General features: G+C 67.5%; 16 protein-coding genes. 9 read left to right on the top strand and 7 right to left on the bottom strand.

The genetic code is table 11. The annotated features are described in order from the left end of the window. Positions 1-35: 35 nt before the first annotated feature. On the bottom strand, positions 36-1,130 hold the full coding sequence (locus tag PPZ50_RS06470; RefSeq protein WP_272815750.1) for an NAD(P)/FAD-dependent oxidoreductase: 1,095 nt from the start codon (positions 1,128-1,130) through the stop codon (positions 36-38). Continuing rightward, positions 1,127-2,086, bottom strand: coding sequence for an alpha/beta fold hydrolase (locus PPZ50_RS06465; RefSeq protein ID WP_066690213.1), 960 nt, complete (start codon positions 2,084-2,086; stop codon positions 1,127-1,129). The genes PPZ50_RS06470 and PPZ50_RS06465 overlap by 4 nt, the downstream gene beginning before the upstream one ends. Positions 2,087-2,133: 47 nt before the next feature. Here PPZ50_RS06465 and PPZ50_RS06460 point away from each other — a divergent pair, with 47 nt between their 5' ends. The 8 genes from PPZ50_RS06460 to PPZ50_RS06425 all read left to right on the top strand — a co-directional run bounded on the left by PPZ50_RS06460 (position 2,134) and on the right by PPZ50_RS06425 (position 9,921). Then, entirely contained in the window at positions 2,134-2,607 is a 474-nt protein-coding gene (locus PPZ50_RS06460; RefSeq protein ID WP_066690215.1) for an A24 family peptidase, read from the top strand. A gap of 43 nt (positions 2,608-2,650) precedes the next feature. After that, positions 2,651-3,688: a Flp pilus assembly protein CpaB gene (cpaB, locus tag PPZ50_RS06455; RefSeq protein WP_066690216.1), complete on the top strand. Its 1,038-nt coding sequence runs from the start codon at positions 2,651-2,653 to the stop codon at positions 3,686-3,688. After that, positions 3,688-5,352 carry a type II and III secretion system protein family protein gene (locus tag PPZ50_RS06450; protein WP_084401546.1) on the top strand — a complete coding sequence of 555 codons (1,665 nt, stop codon included), beginning with the start codon at positions 3,688-3,690 and terminating at the stop codon, positions 5,350-5,352. The genes cpaB and PPZ50_RS06450 overlap by 1 nt, the downstream gene beginning before the upstream one ends. Before the next feature lie 11 nt (positions 5,353-5,363). Further along, a complete protein-coding gene (locus PPZ50_RS06445) occupies positions 5,364-6,014 on the top strand; it encodes a CpaD family pilus assembly lipoprotein (RefSeq protein WP_066690218.1) in 651 nt (216 codons plus the stop codon). After that, the gene (locus PPZ50_RS06440) at positions 6,014-7,309 is read left to right on the top strand and encodes an AAA family ATPase (protein ID WP_066690220.1); all 1,296 of its coding nucleotides are present in this window, start codon (positions 6,014-6,016) and stop codon (positions 7,307-7,309) included. Before PPZ50_RS06445 ends, PPZ50_RS06440 begins: the two co-directional genes overlap by 1 nt. A gap of 17 nt (positions 7,310-7,326) precedes the next feature. Next, the gene (locus tag PPZ50_RS06435) at positions 7,327-8,304 is read left to right on the top strand and encodes a type II secretion system F family protein (protein ID WP_066690222.1); all 978 of its coding nucleotides are present in this window, start codon (positions 7,327-7,329) and stop codon (positions 8,302-8,304) included. Between the two features lie 4 nt (positions 8,305-8,308). Beyond that, positions 8,309-9,304: a type II secretion system F family protein gene (locus PPZ50_RS06430; protein ID WP_066690224.1), complete on the top strand. Its 996-nt coding sequence runs from the start codon at positions 8,309-8,311 to the stop codon at positions 9,302-9,304. A gap of 74 nt (positions 9,305-9,378) precedes the next feature. After that, positions 9,379-9,921 carry a hypothetical protein gene (locus tag PPZ50_RS06425; protein ID WP_066690226.1) on the top strand — a complete coding sequence of 181 codons (543 nt, stop codon included), beginning with the start codon at positions 9,379-9,381 and terminating at the stop codon, positions 9,919-9,921. Positions 9,922-9,977: 56 nt separating this feature from the next. On the opposite strand, the gene PPZ50_RS06420 is transcribed toward PPZ50_RS06425, so the two are convergent. Beyond that, the gene (locus tag PPZ50_RS06420) at positions 9,978-10,400 is read right to left on the bottom strand and encodes a winged helix-turn-helix transcriptional regulator (protein ID WP_066690228.1); all 423 of its coding nucleotides are present in this window, start codon (positions 10,398-10,400) and stop codon (positions 9,978-9,980) included. Between the two features lie 50 nt (positions 10,401-10,450). Here PPZ50_RS06420 and PPZ50_RS06415 point away from each other — a divergent pair, with 50 nt between their 5' ends. Beyond that, entirely contained in the window at positions 10,451-11,059 is a 609-nt protein-coding gene (locus tag PPZ50_RS06415) for an NAD(P)-dependent oxidoreductase (protein WP_066690230.1), read from the top strand. Between the two features lie 40 nt (positions 11,060-11,099). Here PPZ50_RS06415 and PPZ50_RS06410 read toward each other — a convergent pair whose 3' ends face one another. From PPZ50_RS06410 to PPZ50_RS06395, 4 genes are all read right to left on the bottom strand, one after another. Next, complete coding sequence (locus tag PPZ50_RS06410; protein WP_066690234.1) at positions 11,100-11,294, bottom strand: hypothetical protein; 195 nt, start codon at positions 11,292-11,294, stop codon at positions 11,100-11,102. A gap of 8 nt (positions 11,295-11,302) precedes the next feature. After that, positions 11,303-13,963 carry a pyruvate, phosphate dikinase gene (gene ppdK, locus PPZ50_RS06405; protein ID WP_066690236.1) on the bottom strand — a complete coding sequence of 887 codons (2,661 nt, stop codon included), beginning with the start codon at positions 13,961-13,963 and terminating at the stop codon, positions 11,303-11,305. A gap of 101 nt (positions 13,964-14,064) precedes the next feature. Next, positions 14,065-16,569: a glycine--tRNA ligase subunit beta gene (gene glyS / locus PPZ50_RS06400; protein WP_066690238.1), complete on the bottom strand. Its 2,505-nt coding sequence runs from the start codon at positions 16,567-16,569 to the stop codon at positions 14,065-14,067. Then, positions 16,566-17,447 (bottom strand): glycine--tRNA ligase subunit alpha, encoded by an 882-nt coding sequence (locus PPZ50_RS06395; RefSeq protein WP_066690343.1) that lies wholly within the window; start codon positions 17,445-17,447, stop codon positions 16,566-16,568. Before PPZ50_RS06395 ends, glyS begins: the two co-directional genes overlap by 4 nt. Between the last annotated feature and the right edge of the window lie 147 nt (positions 17,448-17,594).

Below are 17,594 nucleotides of genomic sequence, written 5' to 3'. Positions count from 1 at the left end.
GAACTGATAGCGCTAACGTAAATGGGTGTCGCGAATTACTCCGACAATCTATGCGGCGAATAGACCGCCGCGTCGACCCCCTGCGGCACATTGCCGACACCCAGCAACGCCGCGCACAACCGCGCGGCGGCGGGCGCGGTCTGGATCCCGAAGCCCCCCTGCCCTGCGCACCAGAAGAAACCGGGCACCCATGCGTCGAACCCATAGACCGGCAGCCGGTCGGGCGCGAAGCTGCGCAGCCCCGCCCAGCGCCGCTCGACCGCCTCGACCCGCCAGTCGACGGCGGCTTCGAACCGGTCGATCGCCAGCGCCACGTCGATCTCCTCGGCGGCGACGTCGTGCGGCCGGTCGGGCGTCTCGTCATGCGGCGTCAGCCACAGCCGCCCGCCCGGTTCGGGCTTGAAGTAAAACCCCCCCGCCGCATCCATCACCAGCGGCAGGTCGGGCGAGGCCGGCGGATCGACCCGCACCTGTACCACCGTCCGCCGATAGGGCCGGATGCCCTGCGGCGCGGCGCCGAGCAGCACGGCCACTTCGTCCGCCCATGCCCCGGCGGCGTTGACGACGATATCGGCCACGACGTCCTCACCCGTCACCGTTTCCAGCCGCCATTGCCCGCCGGCGCGCCGACCACCGGTAAGCCGCGCATCGCAGCGCAACGCGACGCCACTACGCCGCGCCTGTGCCAGATAGGCGGCATGCAGCGCGCCCACATCGATATCGGCACAGCCCGGCGACCACAAAGCATGCCACGGCCCCCGCAAGCCCTCGACCACGCCATGCGGGTCGCTCCATTCGATCGGCACGCCGCTCGTCGCGAACTCCGCCGCCATCGCCGCCAGCACCGCGCGATCCCGCGCCAGCAGCAATTCGCCGCGCGTGCGCAAAAAACCCTGCGACGCGAAATCGGCGGGCGGCGCGTGCAGGAACGGTCCCGATGCGCTGGTCAGCGGCTGCACCAGCGGCCCGCCATAGGTTTCCGACCAGAAGGCCGCCGACCGCCCGGTCGCGTGAAAGCCAGGATGCGCCTCCGCCTCCAGCAGCAACACATCGTCGGTCGCGGCCAGTTCGGCGGCAAGGCTCGCCCCCGCCATCCCCGCGCCGATAATCGCCACCCGCCTGCGCGTCATGCGTGGGTCCGGTGCGGTGCGGGCGCGCGGGCGTCGAGGAAGGTGTCGATCGCGGCAATGGCGCGCGAACGGACCGGATCGGCCTCGCGCAAGATTTCATGCGCGCATTCCGGCCCGAAGCGCAGCAACTCGACATCGGGCAACCGCCCGGCAACCTCCACCGCCGCGCGCGCATCGACCAGCGCATCGGCATCGGCGACCAGCATCTGGATCGGCACCCGGACGGACGCCAGCGCCGGGCTCGCGCGCAGCTCGCGGGTCGAGCGGAACGCATCGATTACCCAACGCCAGCTCGGCGGCCCGGTCCGCAGCGCGGCATCGGTCCCCTGCCACCACAGTTCGTCGGAATAGCGTGCCGGATCATGGGTCAGCATCGTTTCGCGCGGACGCACCGTATGCGGACGCTCGTTACCTTTCCATGCGGGCCTCAGCGGGCTGCCCATCGCGCTCATCAGCCGCGCCATCCGCTCGCCGAAGCGCGGGCCGATCGGCGCGCGCAGCCCCAGCATCGGCGCGACCAGCACGCACGCCGCCGGATCGACACGCTGCTCGACCACCGCGCGGAGCGCCAGATGCCCGCCCATCGAATGGCCGATCAGCACCCGCGGCCCCTCCGCATCCCATTGCGTCCAGAAGGCGGCGAGGTCGTCGAGATAGGTTTCGAACCGGTCGATATGGCCGCAATCGCCCGCCGGGGTGCAGCGCCCCGATCCGCCCTGCCCGCGCCAATCGAACGCGGTGATGCTCCATCCGCGCACATGCCAATGGGCGAAGGTCTCCAGATATTTCTCGAACATGTCGCCCCGCCCGGTCTGGAACAACAGGCTGCCGCGCGGGCGGACATTGGCGGGTGCGGCCCAGTCGAACCGGCGGTGCGACCAGCCGTCGGGCGCCTGCCACCGGGTGATGGCGGCAGCGGCGGGAATCGCGCGGCGGTAGAGGGCGTGGGCGGCCATGGGTCCGGTTACGGTTTCGAAACCCCTTACGTCTAGGGCTTAACGACATGGGGGGTATCGTCGTTCCTTGGCTGGCGCTTGCGCTGCTGCTGCTGTTGCTGCTCGCCGGCATCGAGGATGCACGAACCCGCGAAATCGCGAACTGGAAGAATGCGGCGATCGCGCTGCTGGCGCTGCCCTGGTGGTGGGCCAACGATCTGTCGGGCGTCGATATGGCGTGGCAGCTGGGCGTCGCGCTGATCGTCTTCGCGCTGTTCTTCGCCGCGTTCGTCGCCGGACAGATGGGCGGCGGCGACGTGAAGATGATCGCAGCACTCGCGCTGTGGCTGCCGCCGGGCGGCGTGCTGTCGATGCTGATGGTCATGTCGCTGCTGGGCGGAGGGCTGACGCTGCTGTTCCTTGCCGATCGATGGCGGCGGCGGGCGGCCCAGGTGGCGGAAATTCCCTACGGGATCGCCATCGCCGTCGCCGGCATGCTCGCGATTGCGAACCCGTTCTTAACCCATTTCGGTGATGTTTAACGGCGAATCAACCGGCCAGACGAATGGAAGGGCCAGCTAGGTCATGGATTCTCGGAAACTGTTCCTGCTGATCGGAGCGCTGTTCGTGGCGGGCCTGACCGCGTTCATGGCGCGCAACCTGATGGCCGGCGCTTCGGCCCCCGTCGCCACCGCCGCGCCGATGGCGGCGCCGATCGACGGCCCGCGCGTGCTGGTCGCGACCAAGGCGCTGCCGGTCGGCACGATCATCGATGCGACCGCGCTCCGGTTCACGCCCTGGCCCAAGGAACTGGTCGAAAACGCCTATTTCCTCGAAGCCATGCCCGAATCGCGCAATCTGGTCGGCACCGTCGTCCGCTTCGCCATTCCGGCGGGACAGCCGATCACGCAGGGCGCGCTGGTCAAGCCGGGCGACCGCGGCTTCCTTGCCGCCGCCCTGGGGCCGGGCATGCGCGCGGTCACCGTGCCGGTGTCGGCGCAGAGCGCGGTCGCGGGCTTCGTCTTTCCCGGCGACCGGGTCGACCTGGTGCTGACGCAGACCGTGGCCGGCGGCGGCGACGGCCCGCCGCTCAAGGCATCGGAAACCTTCCTGCGCAACCTGCGCGTGCTGGCGACCGACCAGCGCACCGACAAGAATACCGACGATCAGGGCAAGACTTTGGTGTCGACCTATTCGACCGTGACGGTCGAGGCGACGCCGCGCATTGCCGAGAAGATCGCCGTCGCGCAGACCGTCGGCACGCTGTCGCTGTCGCTGCGTTCGATCGCCGACAACCGTTCCGAACTGGAGGAAGCCATCGCCAGCGGCGATGTGCAGTTGCCGGCCAATGGCGATCCGAAGGCGGAAAAAGCGGCGCTGGAGCGTATCGCCAGCCGCCCGATCGACGGCGGATCGACCTTTTCGACCGGTGCCGACGTGTCGCGTTTCCAGCGCAGCTCGGTGCCGGGCAAGGCCGGCATGATGGCAGGCCCCAGCAATGCCGGACCGCCCGCCGGATCGATGACCGCCACGCCGACGGCACCCGCCGCCCCGGCCGGACCGGTCGTGCGGATCACCCGCGGCAATGATGTGACCGCCGTGCCGGTCGGAGGAGCCAAGTAATGCCTCGCCTGAACCTCATGCGCCGGTCGCTGGCCGCGACCCTGTCGGTCGCGCTCGTCACCGGATCGGCGCTGCCCGCCACCGCGCTCGCCGCGCCCGGCACCGCCGCTGGCGCGGTCCGTGCGGCGCGGGTCGGCACCCCGCCCGCCGGCACGATGCGCCCGACCAACGACGTCCAGCTGTCGATCGGGCAGGGCGAGCTGGTCACGCTGCCTGCCAATGTCGCCGATGTCTGGGTGTCCAACCCCGCGGTCGCCGACGTCTATGTCGGCAATCCGCGCCAGATCCACCTGTTCGGCAAGGCCGATGGCGAAGCGACGATCTTCGCCACCAGCGCCAGCGGGGCGGTCGTCTATGCCGCCAATGTGCGCGTGGGGCAGAACCTGACCTCGCTCGACCGGATGCTGAAGGCGGCGATGCCGGAGGCCGATATCCGCGTGACGACGGTCGGCCAGCTGGCCGTCCTCAACGGTACCATCGCCTCGCCCGCCGACAGCGCGCAGGCCGAACGGCTGGTCGCCTCGCTGCTCAATCCGGGCGTCGCGGTGGGCGATCCCAATGTCGCGCTGAAGATCGGCGTGGTGAACCGGCTGAAGCTGGCCACCCCGCTGCAGGTCAACCTGCAGGTTCGCATTGCCGAGGTCAGCCGCAACTTCGTCAAGAATATCGGAGTCAACCTGACGTCGCGCGACGTGTCGGGCGGCATGCTGTTCGGTGTCGCGCAGGGACGGCAGGGGACGATCACGACCATCCCGGGTTCGCCAACCAATACCGACTTCCTCGCCAATGGCGGGCGTCCCGGCGGCACGCTGTACGGTTTCCCGACCAAGGGCACCAACGGCACCACGCTGAACCTTGCGGGCAAGCTGCTCGGCCTCGAACTGCTCGGCGCGCTCGATCTGGGTGAGCGCATCGGGCAGGTGACGACGCTCGCCAATCCGAACCTGACCGCCCTGTCCGGCGAAACCGGATCGTTCCTCGCGGGCGGCGAAATCCCGATCCCCGTCAGCCAGGGGCTGGGCGCGGTGTCGGTGCAGTACAAGCAGTACGGCGTTAGCCTTGCCTATACGCCGACCGTGCTGGCCGATGGCCGCATCTCGTTGCGCGTCCGCCCCGAAGTATCGCAGCTGTCGGCCGCCGGCGCGGTGCAGATCGACGGCACCACGATCCCCGCGCTCACCACGCGACGGGCTGAAACGACCGTCGAACTGGGCTCGGGTCAGAGCATGATGATCGGCGGTCTGCTATCGAACAGCCATGACAATTCGATCGACAAGGCGCCGGGTCTCGGCGACCTGCCGATCCTCGGCTCGCTGTTCCGCTCGAACGCCTTCACCCGTAACGAAACCGAGCTGGTCATCGTCATCACCCCCTATCTGGTGAAGCCGGTCGACAGCCAGCAACGCATCGCGCTGCCGACCGACGCCTATTCGACCCCCGACGATGTCGAACGGGTGCTGATGGGCCAGCTGACCGGTCAGCGCAAACCGACCCCGCGCCCGGTACCGACCATGGCGCCGCAGGGGGCCGCCCGTCCGGCCATCGGGCTCACCGCACCGGCCCCGGTCGTGCCGGAGTCCGCCAATCCCTCTCCCGCTGCCCCCGCCCCGCGCAAAGGCGGCCGCAGCGCCCAGCCGGTCGCCCCCGGCTTCAGCATCCAGTGAGGCACGCCCCGATGACCCTTTTCCGTATCCTCGCGCTCGGCACGACGATCGCGGTCGCCGGCTGCTCCGGCACCGTTAATCGCGGCGTCGAATCGGTGCATCAGCCGGTGGTCAGCCGCTCCGCCTATGCCTTCGACATGGCGACCGGCCCTGCCGGCCTCGCGCCCGGCGAACGCGCCCGCCTCGCCGGCTGGCTGGAGGCGATGCACCTGCGCTATGGCGACGAGATCGGCGTCGACGATGCCGGGGCCGGCGACGACGCGGTGCGCAGCGACATCGCCGCCGAAGCCGCCCGCGTTGGGCTGCTGCTCGCCGATGCGGTGCCGCCGACGCCCGGCGCCCTCGCCCCCGGCACCGTCCGCGTCGTCGTGTCGCGCATGACCGCCAGCGTGCCGGGATGCCCCGACAACTCGCGCACCTACCAGCCCAATTTTTCGGCGCAGACCTCGTCCGACTTCGGCTGTTCGATCAATTCGAACCTGGCGGCGATGGTCGCGCGTCCGGGCGACATGGTGCTCGGACGCGGCAATGCCGAGACGACCGACACCATGGTCAACACCAAGGCGGTCGGCGCGCTGCGCCGCGCGGCGCCCAGCGGCAATGGCGGACAGGTCAGCAACGCCGCGGGCAGCACCGGCGGTTCGGGCGGGAGCAGCCAGTAATGAACGCCCCCTTCTCCCTCGCCAAATCCGGGCAGCGCGACGCCTTCGTCGCGTTCGTCTGCGACGAAAACTCGGCCGAAACGCTGCGCGGCGTCGCCGGCGACCATGGCTGGCCGGTCGAAAAGGTGATGAAGGGCGGGCTGCGCAATGCGGTGCAGACGCTGTCCGTCTCTGCCAGCCCGCACATCCTGTTCGTCGACCTGTCCGAATCGGGCGATCCGCTGAACGACATCAACGGCCTGGCCGAAGTGTGCGAACCGGGCACGATCGTCATCGCCATGGGGCAGGTGAACGACGTCCGCCTGTACCGCGACCTGCTGTCCAGCGGCATCCACGACTATCTGCTCAAGCCGCTCAACCCCGACATGGTGCGCGAATCGATCGCGCAGGCCCATGCCCTGCTCCATGCGCCCAAGGCGGCGGAGGCTAGTGCCGAACGCCCGCACTGCGCGGTCGCGATCATCGGCACGCGCGGCGGCGCGGGCGCCTCGACCATCGCCACCTCGCTGGCATGGCTCAGCGGCGAACAGGAAAAGCGCAGCACGGCGCTGCTCGACCTCGACGTCCATTTCGGCACGGGGGCATTGGGCCTCGACCTCGAACCCGGTCGCGGGCTGACCGATGCGATCGAGAATCCGAGCCGCATCGACGGGTTGTTCATCGAACGCGCCATGGTGCGTGCCGGCGAACGGCTGTGCGTGCTGTCGGCTGAAGCGCCGATCAACGCGCCGATCCAGACCGACGGCACCGCCTTCTACCAGTTGCAGGAGGAGATGCGCGCCGCGTTCGAAACGACGATCGTCGACCTGCCGCGCGGCATGCTGGTTGCCTATCCGCATCTGGTGGAGGAAGTGCAGACCGCCGTGATCGTCACCGAACTGACGCTCGCCGCCGCGCGCGACACGATCCGGTTGCTGTCGTGGTTCCGTTCCAACGCGCCGCACGTCACCGTCATCCTGGTCGGCAACAAGCTGCAACCGGTCGCGAACCAGGAAATCAGCCGCAAGGACTTCGAAGGATCGATCGAACGCAAGCTCGACTTCGCCATCGCCTGGGACGGCAAGCTTGCGGCGCAGGCGGCCAAGCTCGGCAAGCCGCTGGCCGAAGCGGGCAAGGGCAATCGCGCGCTGGCCCCGCTGATCGACCTGTCGCGGCACCTGTGCCAGCTGCACGACGCCGACGAGGATGACGACGGCAAGGGCGCGGCGAAGGGCAAGGGGGCAAAGGGCGGCACCTCGCTGATCGGCAAGCTCGCCGGGCTGCGTGCTCGCCTGCCCGCCCGGGCCAAGAAATAGGCGCAGGACCCACGGCGATGGACCTGCTCCCCCTCCTCCTGCTCGCCACCGGCGCGGCGATGACGCTGGTGCTGCTGGTGCTCGCCCTGTCCGGACCGTCGGGCGAGCGGGCGCGCAACCGGCGGTTGCTGGCGGTGCGCGAGCGTCATGCCTCCGCCGCCAGCGCGACCGCGATGGAAGCGCAGATGCGCCGCATCGGCAACCGGAGCACCAGCAAGGCCGATCGCACCGCCGCGCGTTTCCTGCCCAATGTCGAACAATTGAAGCTGCGTTTGCAAAAGACCGGCCGCAACTGGACCCTTGCCCAATATGGCAAGGTGTCGCTCGGCATCATCGTCGCGGTCTTCGCCCTGCTGCTGCTGCGCGGCTTTCCGCTGGTCCTCGCGCTGCTGCTGGCGCTGGCTGCCGGCATGGGCCTGCCGCATTTCGCGGTGGGCTTCGTCATCAAGAAACGCATCGCGCGCTTCACCGCCAAATTCCCCGACGCGATCGAATTGCTGGTCCGGGGTCTCCGCTCCGGTCTGCCGATCACCGAGACGATGACCGTCGTCGGTCAGGAAGTCGACGGCCCGGTCGGCGAGGAATTCCGCCTGGTCAGCGACCGGATGAAGATCGGCCGCTCGCTCGACGCCGCGCTGCAGGAAACCGGCGACCGGCTCGGCACGCCCGAGTTCCAGTTCTTCATCATCACCATCGCCATCCAGCGCGAAACCGGCGGCAACCTTGCCGAAACGCTCGCGAACCTCGCCGACGTGCTGCGCAAGCGGATGCAGATGAAGCTGAAGATCAAGGCGATGTCGTCGGAATCCAAGGCGTCCGCCTATATCGTCGGGTCGCTGCCCTTCATCGTGTTCGGCATGATCTGGGTCATCAACGACACCTATATGCAGAATTTTTTCGTGGATCCGCGGCTGATGATCGCGGGCATGGGCGGGCTGCTGTGGATGGGGATCGGCGCCTTCATCATGGCCAAGATGGTCAATTTCGAGATCTGATGCGATGATAGCCGCCGCGCCCAACCCCACCTTCTTCGGCTTCGACGTCGTCAATGTCGCGACGATCCTGTCGGCGGTCGCCGTCCTGTCGGTGATGCTGGCGATCTATATCGCAACGACCTCGCGCGACCCGATGACCCGCCGGGTCAAGGCGCTGAACGACCGCCGCGAACAGCTGAAGGCCGGCATCACCGCATCGACCAGCAAGCGTCGTGCGAAGCTGGTGCAGAAGAACGACGCGACCGACCGCATCCGCGGGCTGTTGTCGTCGATGAAGGTGCTGCAGGATTCGCAGCTGAAGGTCGCGCAGCTGAAACTGATGCAGGCGGGCATCCGGTCGAAGGACTGGGCGGTCGCGGTCATCTTCGGGCGGCTGGTGCTGCCGATCGTGTTCGGCCTGCCGATGCTCTACATCGTCTATGGCACCGACACCTTCGCCGACTGGTCGCCGCTGAAAGCCTATGGCCTGGTCGCGGGCACCTTCATCCTCAGCTACAAGGCGCCCGACATCTATCTGAAGAACAAGATCACCAAACGGTCGGACGCGATCCGCAAGGGGCTTCCCGACGCGCTGGACCTGCTGGTGATCTGCGCCGAAGCCGGCCTGACGGTCGACGCCGCCTTCACCCGCGTCGCGCGCGAACTGGGCCGCGCCTATCCCGAACTGGGCGAGGAATTCTCGCTGACCGCGATCGAGCTGGGCTTCCTGACCGAACGGCGTCAGGCGTTCGAAAACCTCGCGATGCGCATCAACCTCGACGCAGTGAAGGGCGTGGTCACGACCATGATCCAGACCGAGAAATACGGCACCCCGCTCGCCTCCGCGCTGCGCGTGCTGTCGGCGGAATTCCGCAACGAACGCATGATGCGCGCCGAGGAAAAGGCCGCGCGCCTTCCCGCGATCATGACCGTGCCGCTGATCCTCTTCATCCTCCCCACCCTGTTCGTCGTCATCCTGGGGCCGGCGGCGTGCAGCATCAGCGACGCGTTCGGCAAATAGGCATCGGGGGCCGGCGGGAACGCCGCCCCGCCCCGTCCGTTATCGCCCCGTAACCAATCAAAGGGGCTTGCACGATGCTGTTCCAGACGCCGACCCAGTTCGCGGTCCTCGCACTGTTGCTGCTTGCCGGCTGGTTCTTCGGCCTCGCATCGTCTTCGGGCGGCAAGAAATGGAAGCAGCGCTATCGCGACGAGGAAGCCGCGCACAAGGCCTATCGCGCCGAAGTCGCCGCCGACCTGAAGGCCCGCGACGAACGCCTGCGCGAAGTGGAGGCCGAACGCGACCGGCTGGCCAAGGAACGCAGCACCGCCACCGCGACCGCCGCGACGGCCGCCACCGGCGCGGCCGCGGCCAGCAGCAGCGGCGGCGGTTTCTTCGGCTGGGGCGGCGACAATCTGTCGCGCATTCGCGGCATCGATGCCGACCTCGAACGGGCACTCGGCCAGCGCGGGATCAAGACCTATCGTGCGATCGAGCAGCTGACCGAAGCCGACGAACGCGCGCTCGAGGAGGATCTGCGCCTTCGTCCGGGCACGATCGACGCCGAACATTGGCGCGAACAGGCGGCAATGCTGCGCGAAGGCCGCGACGACGACCATCGCAGCCGCTGGGGCTGATCGGGCTATGGTCACTCCGGGCTTGTCGCGGGGTGACGTTTCCTTGACGATCCGGCCTAGCCCGCTGCACCTTCCCGCGCATCAAAGGCTCGCTGCGCCGACAGCACCGTCCCGATCCGCGCTTCCGACCACGTCATCAACGCCCGCAGCGCATCGATCAATTCGCCGCCCAGCGGCGTGATCGCATAGCTGACGCTGACCGGCTTGGTCGCGACGACATGCCGCGTCACCAGCCCGTCGCGCTCCAGCATGCGCAGCGTCTGGCTCAGCATCTTCTGCGACACACCGGCGATCCGCCGTTTCAGTTCGTTGAAGCGATACGGCTCCTCGCCCAGCAACAGCAGCACCAGCACGCTCCATTTGTCGCCGATCCGGTCGAGCAACAGCCGTGTCGGGCAATCGGCGGCGAACACGTCGCCCTTCAGCCACGCGGTTTCCACCGGGTTACCTCGTATCGGAAAAGTGCCGTCTTGCGTCATCGGTTTCCCCATAGCACGTGGTCACCATTGGATACCACAGGAGACTGACGATGGATGTTGCGGTACTGGGCGCAAGCGGCAATGCCGGTTCGGAGATCACGCGGGAGCTGGCCCGTCGCGGCCACAGCGTCCGCGCGATCGCCCGCAAGCCCGATGCGATCCCGGACCTGCCCGGCGTGACCCGGCTGGCGGGCGACGCGCATGATCCCGTGGTACTCGGCCCGCTGATCGCCGGCGCCGACGCGGTCATCAGCGCACTGCATTTCGACGTCACCGCCGACACGTTGCTCGCAGCGCTCCGCCAGGCGGGCGTCGGACGGCTGCTGGTCACCGGCGGCGCGGCCAGCCTGGAGGTCGCGCCCGGCGTGCGGCTGATCGATTCGCCCGACTTCCCGGCCGAATGGCGCGAGTTCGCGATGGGTGGCATCGCCTTTCTCGACGCGCTGCGCTCGGTCGAGGATATCGACTGGACCTTCTTCTCGCCCGCCGCGCTGATCGAGCCGGGCGAGCGCACCGGCCGCTATCGGCTCGGCACCGATACGCTGGTCACCGACGATGCCGGGGTCAGCCGGATCAGCTTCGCCGATTATGCCATCGCGATGGTCGACGAGCTGGAGGCGCATCGCCACCCGCGCGCCCGCTTCACCGCCGCCTATTGAGGCTGCACCCCGCCCCGGTTTGCGCCGGGGCGGGCAGCGATCAGAACGTCACCCATTCCGGGCCGCCGGGGAACACCACATCCTCGACCTTGTCGCCGATCTTGGTGACCGCCAGCAGCAGCGCGAGCACGACGAGCAGGTCGAACACGATCACCGCGCCCCAGACGAACGCCGGGTGGAACGGACCGACACGGTCGAACCCGTCCTTCGTCACCCGTGCCGCATCGTTCGTCATCACGCTTCTCACTTCTTCAATGCGGCCTGTGCCGCCGCCAACCGGGCGATCGGCACGCGATAGGGGCTGGCCGACACATAGTCCAACCCGACCTTTTCGCAGAAGGCGATCGACGCCGGATCGCCGCCATGTTCGCCGCAGATGCCGAGCTTGATGTCGCTCCGGGTCTTGCGCCCCCGCTCGGCGGCCAGCTCGATCAGCTCGCCCACGCCCTCGACATCGATCGAGACGAACGGATCGCGGGCATAGATGCCCTTTTCGACATAGGCGCCCAGGAACCGGCTGGCATCGTCGCGGCTGACGCCCAGCGTCGTCTGCGTCAGGTCGTTGGTCCCGAACGAGAAGAACTGCCCGGCCTCGGCGATCTCCCCGGCCTTGAGCGCGGCGCGCGGCAGTTCGATCATCGTGCCGACCAGATACTCGATTCGGCGGCCCTTGTCGGCGAACACGGCTTCCGCCGCCTTGTCGATCACCGTCTTCATCAGCTCCAGCTCGCGCTTGGTGCCGACCAGCGGGATCATCACCTCGGGGATCGGCGCCTCGCCCGACTTCTCCGCGACGATCACCGCCGCTTCGAAGATCGCCCGCGCCTGCATCTCGTAGATTTCCGGATAGGTCACGCCCAGCCGGCAACCGCGATGGCCCAGCATCGGGTTGAATTCGTGCAGCTCGGCCGCGCGGCGCTTGAGCTGTTCGACCTCGATCCCCGCCGCCTGCGCCACTTCGGCGAACTCGGCTTCCTCATGCGGCAGGAATTCGTGCAGCGGCGGGTCGAGCAGGCGGATGGTGCACGGCAGGCCGACCATCACCTCGAAAATCTCGACGAAGTCGCTGCGCTGTTCGGGCAGCAGCTTGTCGAGCGCCACGCGACGCCCGGCCTCGTCCTCGGCCAGAATCATCTGCCGCACGGCGGTGATCCGCGACTGTTCGAAGAACATGTGCTCGGTGCGGCAGAGGCCAATCCCCTCCGCCCCGAAATCGCGCGCGGTGCGGCAATCGAGCGGCGTTTCGGCATTGGTCCGCACCTTGAGGCGACGAACGCCATCGGCCCATTCCATCAGCGTGCCGAAATCGCCAGCCAGTTCGGGCTGCACCGTCGCGACCGCGCCTGCCATCACCTCGCCGGTCGCGCCGTCGATGGTGACGATATCGCCCTCGCGGATTTCGCGCGAACCGACCTTCATCACGCCTGCCTTGGCATCGATCGAGATCGACCCTGCGCCCGACACGCAGGGACGGCCCATGCCGCGCGCCACGACGGCGGCGTGGCTGGTCATGCCGCCGCGTGCGGTCAGGATGCCGCGCGCCGCATGCATGCCGTGAATGTCTTCCGGGCTGGTCTCGGTACGGATCAGGATCACCGCGTCACCGGCGTTCGAGCGCCGCTCGGCGGTGTCGCTGTCGAACACCGCGATGCCGCTCGCCGCCCCCGGCGAGGCGGGCAGCCCCTTGGTCAGCACGTCGCGCGCCGCCTTCGGGTCGAGCGTCGGGTGGAGCAGCTGGTCCAATGCCTGCGGATCGACCCGCGCGATCGCCTCCTCGCGGCTGATCAGCCCTTCCTCGGCCATGTCGACCGCGATCTTCAGCGCCGCCTTCGCAGTGCGCTTGCCCGACCGGGTCTGCAGCATCCACAATTTGCCCTGCTGCACCGTGAATTCGATGTCCTGCATGTCGCGGTAATGCCGCTCCAGCCGGTCGAACACCGCCGCCAGCTCGGCATAGGCGTCGGGCATCGCCTCTTCCATCGACAGCGGCTTGGCATTCGCCGCCGCCCGCGCCGCGGTGGTCAGATATTGCGGCGTGCGGATACCCGCGACCACGTCCTCGCCCTGCGCGTTGATCAGGAATTCGCCGTAATAGGCGTTGGCGCCGGTCGAGGGATCGCGGGTGAAGGCCACGCCGGTCGCCGACGTGTCGCCCATATTGCCGAACACCATCGCCTGCACGTTGACCGCCGTGCCCCAGTCGCCGGGAATGTCGTTCAACCGGCGATAGACCTTGGCGCGGTCCGCCTGCCACGATCCGAACACCGCGCCGATCGCGCCCCACAACTGGTCGTGCACGTCCTGCGGGAACGGCTTGCCCCACAGCTCGACGACGATGTCCTTGTACTGGGCGACCAACGCACGCCAGTCGTCGGCGGTCAGGTCGGTGTCGAGATAATAGCCGCGATCTTCCTTCGCGATCTCCAGCGCTTCCTCGAACCGGCCATGGTCGAGTTCGAGCACCACGTCCGAATACATCTGGATGAAGCGGCGATAGCTGTCCCAGGCGAAGCGCGCATCGTCCGACACCGCCGCCAGCCCCTCGACCGTCCGGTCGTTGAGACCCAGGTTCAGCACCGTGTCCATCATCCCCGGCATCGACACCCGCGCGCCTGAGCGGACCGACACCAGCAGCGGGTCGGCTTCGTCGCCGAAGCGCTTGCCGGTGATCCCCTCGATATGCGCGATGCCGGTGGCGACTTCGTCACGCAGCGAATCAGGGAAGGTCTCGCCATCCTCGTAATAGCGGGTGCACATCGTCGTCGCGATGGTGAAGCCCGGCGGCACCGGCAGCCCGATCGACGCCATCTCCGCCAGGTTCGCGCCCTTGCCGCCCAGCAGCGTCTTGTCGCCCGACCCTCCGTCCGAAACCCCGCCGCCGAACCGATAGACATACTGCGTCATGCTCGTTCCCTTCCATCCGGGCCGACGGCCACGGGGTTAGCATCGGAGTGTGACGAATCACCCTCCGCTCCCCACCCCGTTAAACGGGTTAAACCGATAGGTCAGCCCTCGATTTTCGAAAAATCGGCGACCCGGTGCACCGCATCGCGCACCCGTGCCAGCAGCGCCAACCGCGCGGTGCGCTTGTGCGGGTCGGCATCGTTGACCGTGACGTCGGTGAAGAAGGCGTCGATCGGCGCGCGCAGCGTCGCAAGCGCCGCCATCGCCCCGGCGAAATCCTCCGCCTCGACCGCCTTTTCCGCCTGCGGCTCGGCTGCATCGAGCGCCGCGATCAGCGCCGCTTCGGCCGGCTCGCGATCATAGTCGCGCGCCTCGCGCTCGGTCCGCGCCAGTTCGGCGACGACCGGCGCGAAGTCGGGGTCCTCGACCATGGCAAGCGGATCTTCCTCGCCGGTTTCGGGGATATGCTTGCTGGCGCCGGGCGCTTCCTTCTTCAGGATATTCGCCGCGCGCTTATACCCCGCGAGCAGGTTCGCCCCGTCCTCGGTCGTGACGAACGCCTGCAACGCATGGACGCGGGCGAGCAGGCGGACGAGATCGTCCTCGCCGCCCAGCGCGAAGACGGCGTCGATCAGGTCGTGGCGGACGCCCGCCTCGCGCTGTTGGACTTTCAGGCGGTCGGCGAAGAAGTCGATAATTTCATCAATGCTGTCGAAAAGTCGACCAGCTACTTCAACATCCTCGTTAAATTTTTTGGCGTCTGACGCACTCAACGCCACCTCGATATACCGCCCTCCAACATGATACAGTTGCGCAGCGGTACCGTCTTCGCTTCCGACAAGAGGTCCCGGCGGAATCATCTTACCGTCATCATTGAGTCGAACGCTGTTGGCTGGAACCGACTTTACGGCGCCAGCAATGATATACTGAGTTAAAGCTGTATTGAGTATCTCATTCAAATTCACCCGCAGCTTGTTTTGGGTCAGCAAAGCGATAATTGCGATACCGGAGCGGCGCAGAGCGAATGGATCTTTCGATCCACTCGGCCTCATCCCACGACTGAAAAATCCGGCAATCGTATCCAGCTTATCCGCTAGCGCCACCGCAACCGTCACCGGCGCGGTCGGAACGTCATCCCCCTGCCCGACCGGCTTGTAGTGATCGCGCACCGCCTCGGCGACTTCCGCCGGCTCGCCCTGCGCGGCGGCATAATAGCCGCCCATCAGCCCCTGCAATTCGGGGAACTCGCCGACCATGCCGGTGACCAGATCGGCCTTGGCCAGCCGCGCGGCGCGTTCGGCCATATCGGCCAACGTCTCCCTCTCCCCTTCAGGGGAGTTCCGGGTCGGTTGTGCCCCCGGCACAACCTCAACAGCGCGGGGCGCTGTTGACTCGGAACTGGCCGGGGAGAGGGGGCTGTCCGCAGGAGCCGAGGCTTCGGTGGAAGCCCCCTCTCCCAACCCTCTCCTCTGAAGGGGAGAGGGCTTTACTACGCCGCTTTCAACCAGCCACCGCGCCAGCTTCGCCACCCGCTCGACCTTGTCGGCGACCGTGCCCAGCTTCTCATGAAACACGATCTTCTCGAGCTTGGGCAGCTGGTCCTCCAGCCGCGTCTTCAGATCGGTTTCGTAGAAGAATTTCGCATCCGACAGCCGCGCCGCCAGCACCTTAGCATTGCCCGCGACGATCCGCTCGCCGCCGTCCGCCGCATCGATATTGGCGGTGCAGACGAACGCGTTCGCCAGCTTGCCCTCCGCGTCGCGGCAAACGAAGTACTTCTGGTTCACCCGCGCGGTCAGCTGGATGACCTCGGGCGGAACGCTGAGAAACGCCTCGTCGAACCGCCCCAGCAACGGCACCGGCCATTCGGTCAGCCCGGCATTCTCCGCCAGCAGCCCTTCATCCTCGACCAAGGTCAGCCCGGCACCCTGCGCCGCCATCTTGGCGCCGACCGCGATGATCGCCGCGCGCTCATTCTGGTCGACGATGACATGGGCATCGCGCAGCGTCTCGACATAGCTCTCCGCCGACGCGATCGTCACCGGCCCCCCGTGATGGAAGCGATGCCCCATCGTCTCCGCACCGCTCGTGACACCGGCGACCTCGCACGGCACCACCGCGCCACCGAACAGCGCGACGATCCCCTGCAACGGCCGCACCCAACGCGGGGACTCCGGGCTGAGCGACGCCGCGCCCCAGCGCATCGACTTGGGCCAGGGGAACCCACGCACGATCGCCGGGATCGCCGCCGCCAGCACCTGCGCCGTCTCGCGCCCTGGCACTTCGGTCACCGCGAACAACACGCCGTCGCGCTCGGTCAGCGCCTCGCGCGTCAGCCCGGTCTTGCGCAGAAACCCTTCCAGCGCCTGCGGCGGGGCGGAGGCGCGCGGCCCCTTCACTTCCTCGCGCACCGGCTCGGTAGCCTCGGGCAAGTCATACGCGATCAGCGTCAAGCGACGCGGCGTGGCATAGGTCGTGATCCGCGGCGCGGCGATCCCGGCCTTCGCCAGTTCCCCGACGAACAGCTTGGCCAGATCCTCACGGGCCTTGGCCTGCATCCGCGCCGGGATTTCCTCGCTGCGCAGTTCGAGCAGAAAATCGGTCATGCCACCCACCCCGGATACTTTGCCTGCCATGTCGGCGTCTGCGTCTCGATGAACTTCGCGCAGCTGGCCTTCGCCAGATCACGCACGCGGCCGATATAGGCCTGCCGCTCGGCGACGGAGATCACGCCGCGCGCGTTCAGCAGGTTGAACACATGGCTCGCCTCGATCGCCTGTTCATAGGCCGCGATCGGCACGTCGTTGGCCAGTGCATTCTCGCACTCGGCCGCCGCCTTTTTGAACAGGTCGAACAGGCCATCGGTATCGGCGACCTCGAAATTCCACTTCGACATCTGGCGCTCGTTTTCGAGGAACACGTCGCCATAGGTGACGCCCCCCCTCCCCTCAGCAGCGTCATTGAACGCCAGGTCGTACACGCTGTCCTTATCCTGGATGTACATCGCCAGCCGTTCAAGGCCGTAGGTCAGCTCGCCCGCGACCGGCTTGCAGTCGAACCCGCCCATCTGTTGGAAATAGGTGAACTGGGTGACTTCCATCCCGTCGCACCATACTTCCCAGCCCAGCCCCCATGCGCCCAGCGTCGGCGATTCCCAATCGTCCTCGACGAAGCGGATGTCGTGCTGCGTGAAGTCGATCCCGATCGCCGCCAGCGACCCCAGATACAGCTCCTGCAGGTTCGGCGGCGACGGCTTCAAAATCACCTGATACTGGTAATAATGCTGCAGCCGGTTGGGGTTCTCGCCATAGCGCCCGTCGGTCGGCCGGCGCGACGGCTGGACGAACGCCGCGTTCCACGGCTCCGGCCCCAGCGCGCGCAGCGTCGTCGCCGGGTGGAACGTCCCCGCCCCCATCCGCATGTCATAGGGTTGCAGGATGACGCAGCCCTTGTCGCTCCAGTAATCGTGGAGCGTCAGGATCATTTTCTGGAAGCTGAGCGGGGCGGCCATGGTTTCGCCTTTGAATGCAGGAATGCCCCGCGCCTAGCCGCATCGCCGATCGCCGGTCAAGCGAACCGCATGTCAGGTTAAACCGACATCGTGTCAGGTAGCATTGACACAAAGCACGAA

Source organism: Sphingomonas hankookensis (assembly GCF_028551275.1).
Lineage (GTDB): Bacteria > Pseudomonadota > Alphaproteobacteria > Sphingomonadales > Sphingomonadaceae > Sphingomonas > Sphingomonas hankookensis_A.
This window is presented reverse-complemented; position numbering and strand designations above follow the sequence as displayed.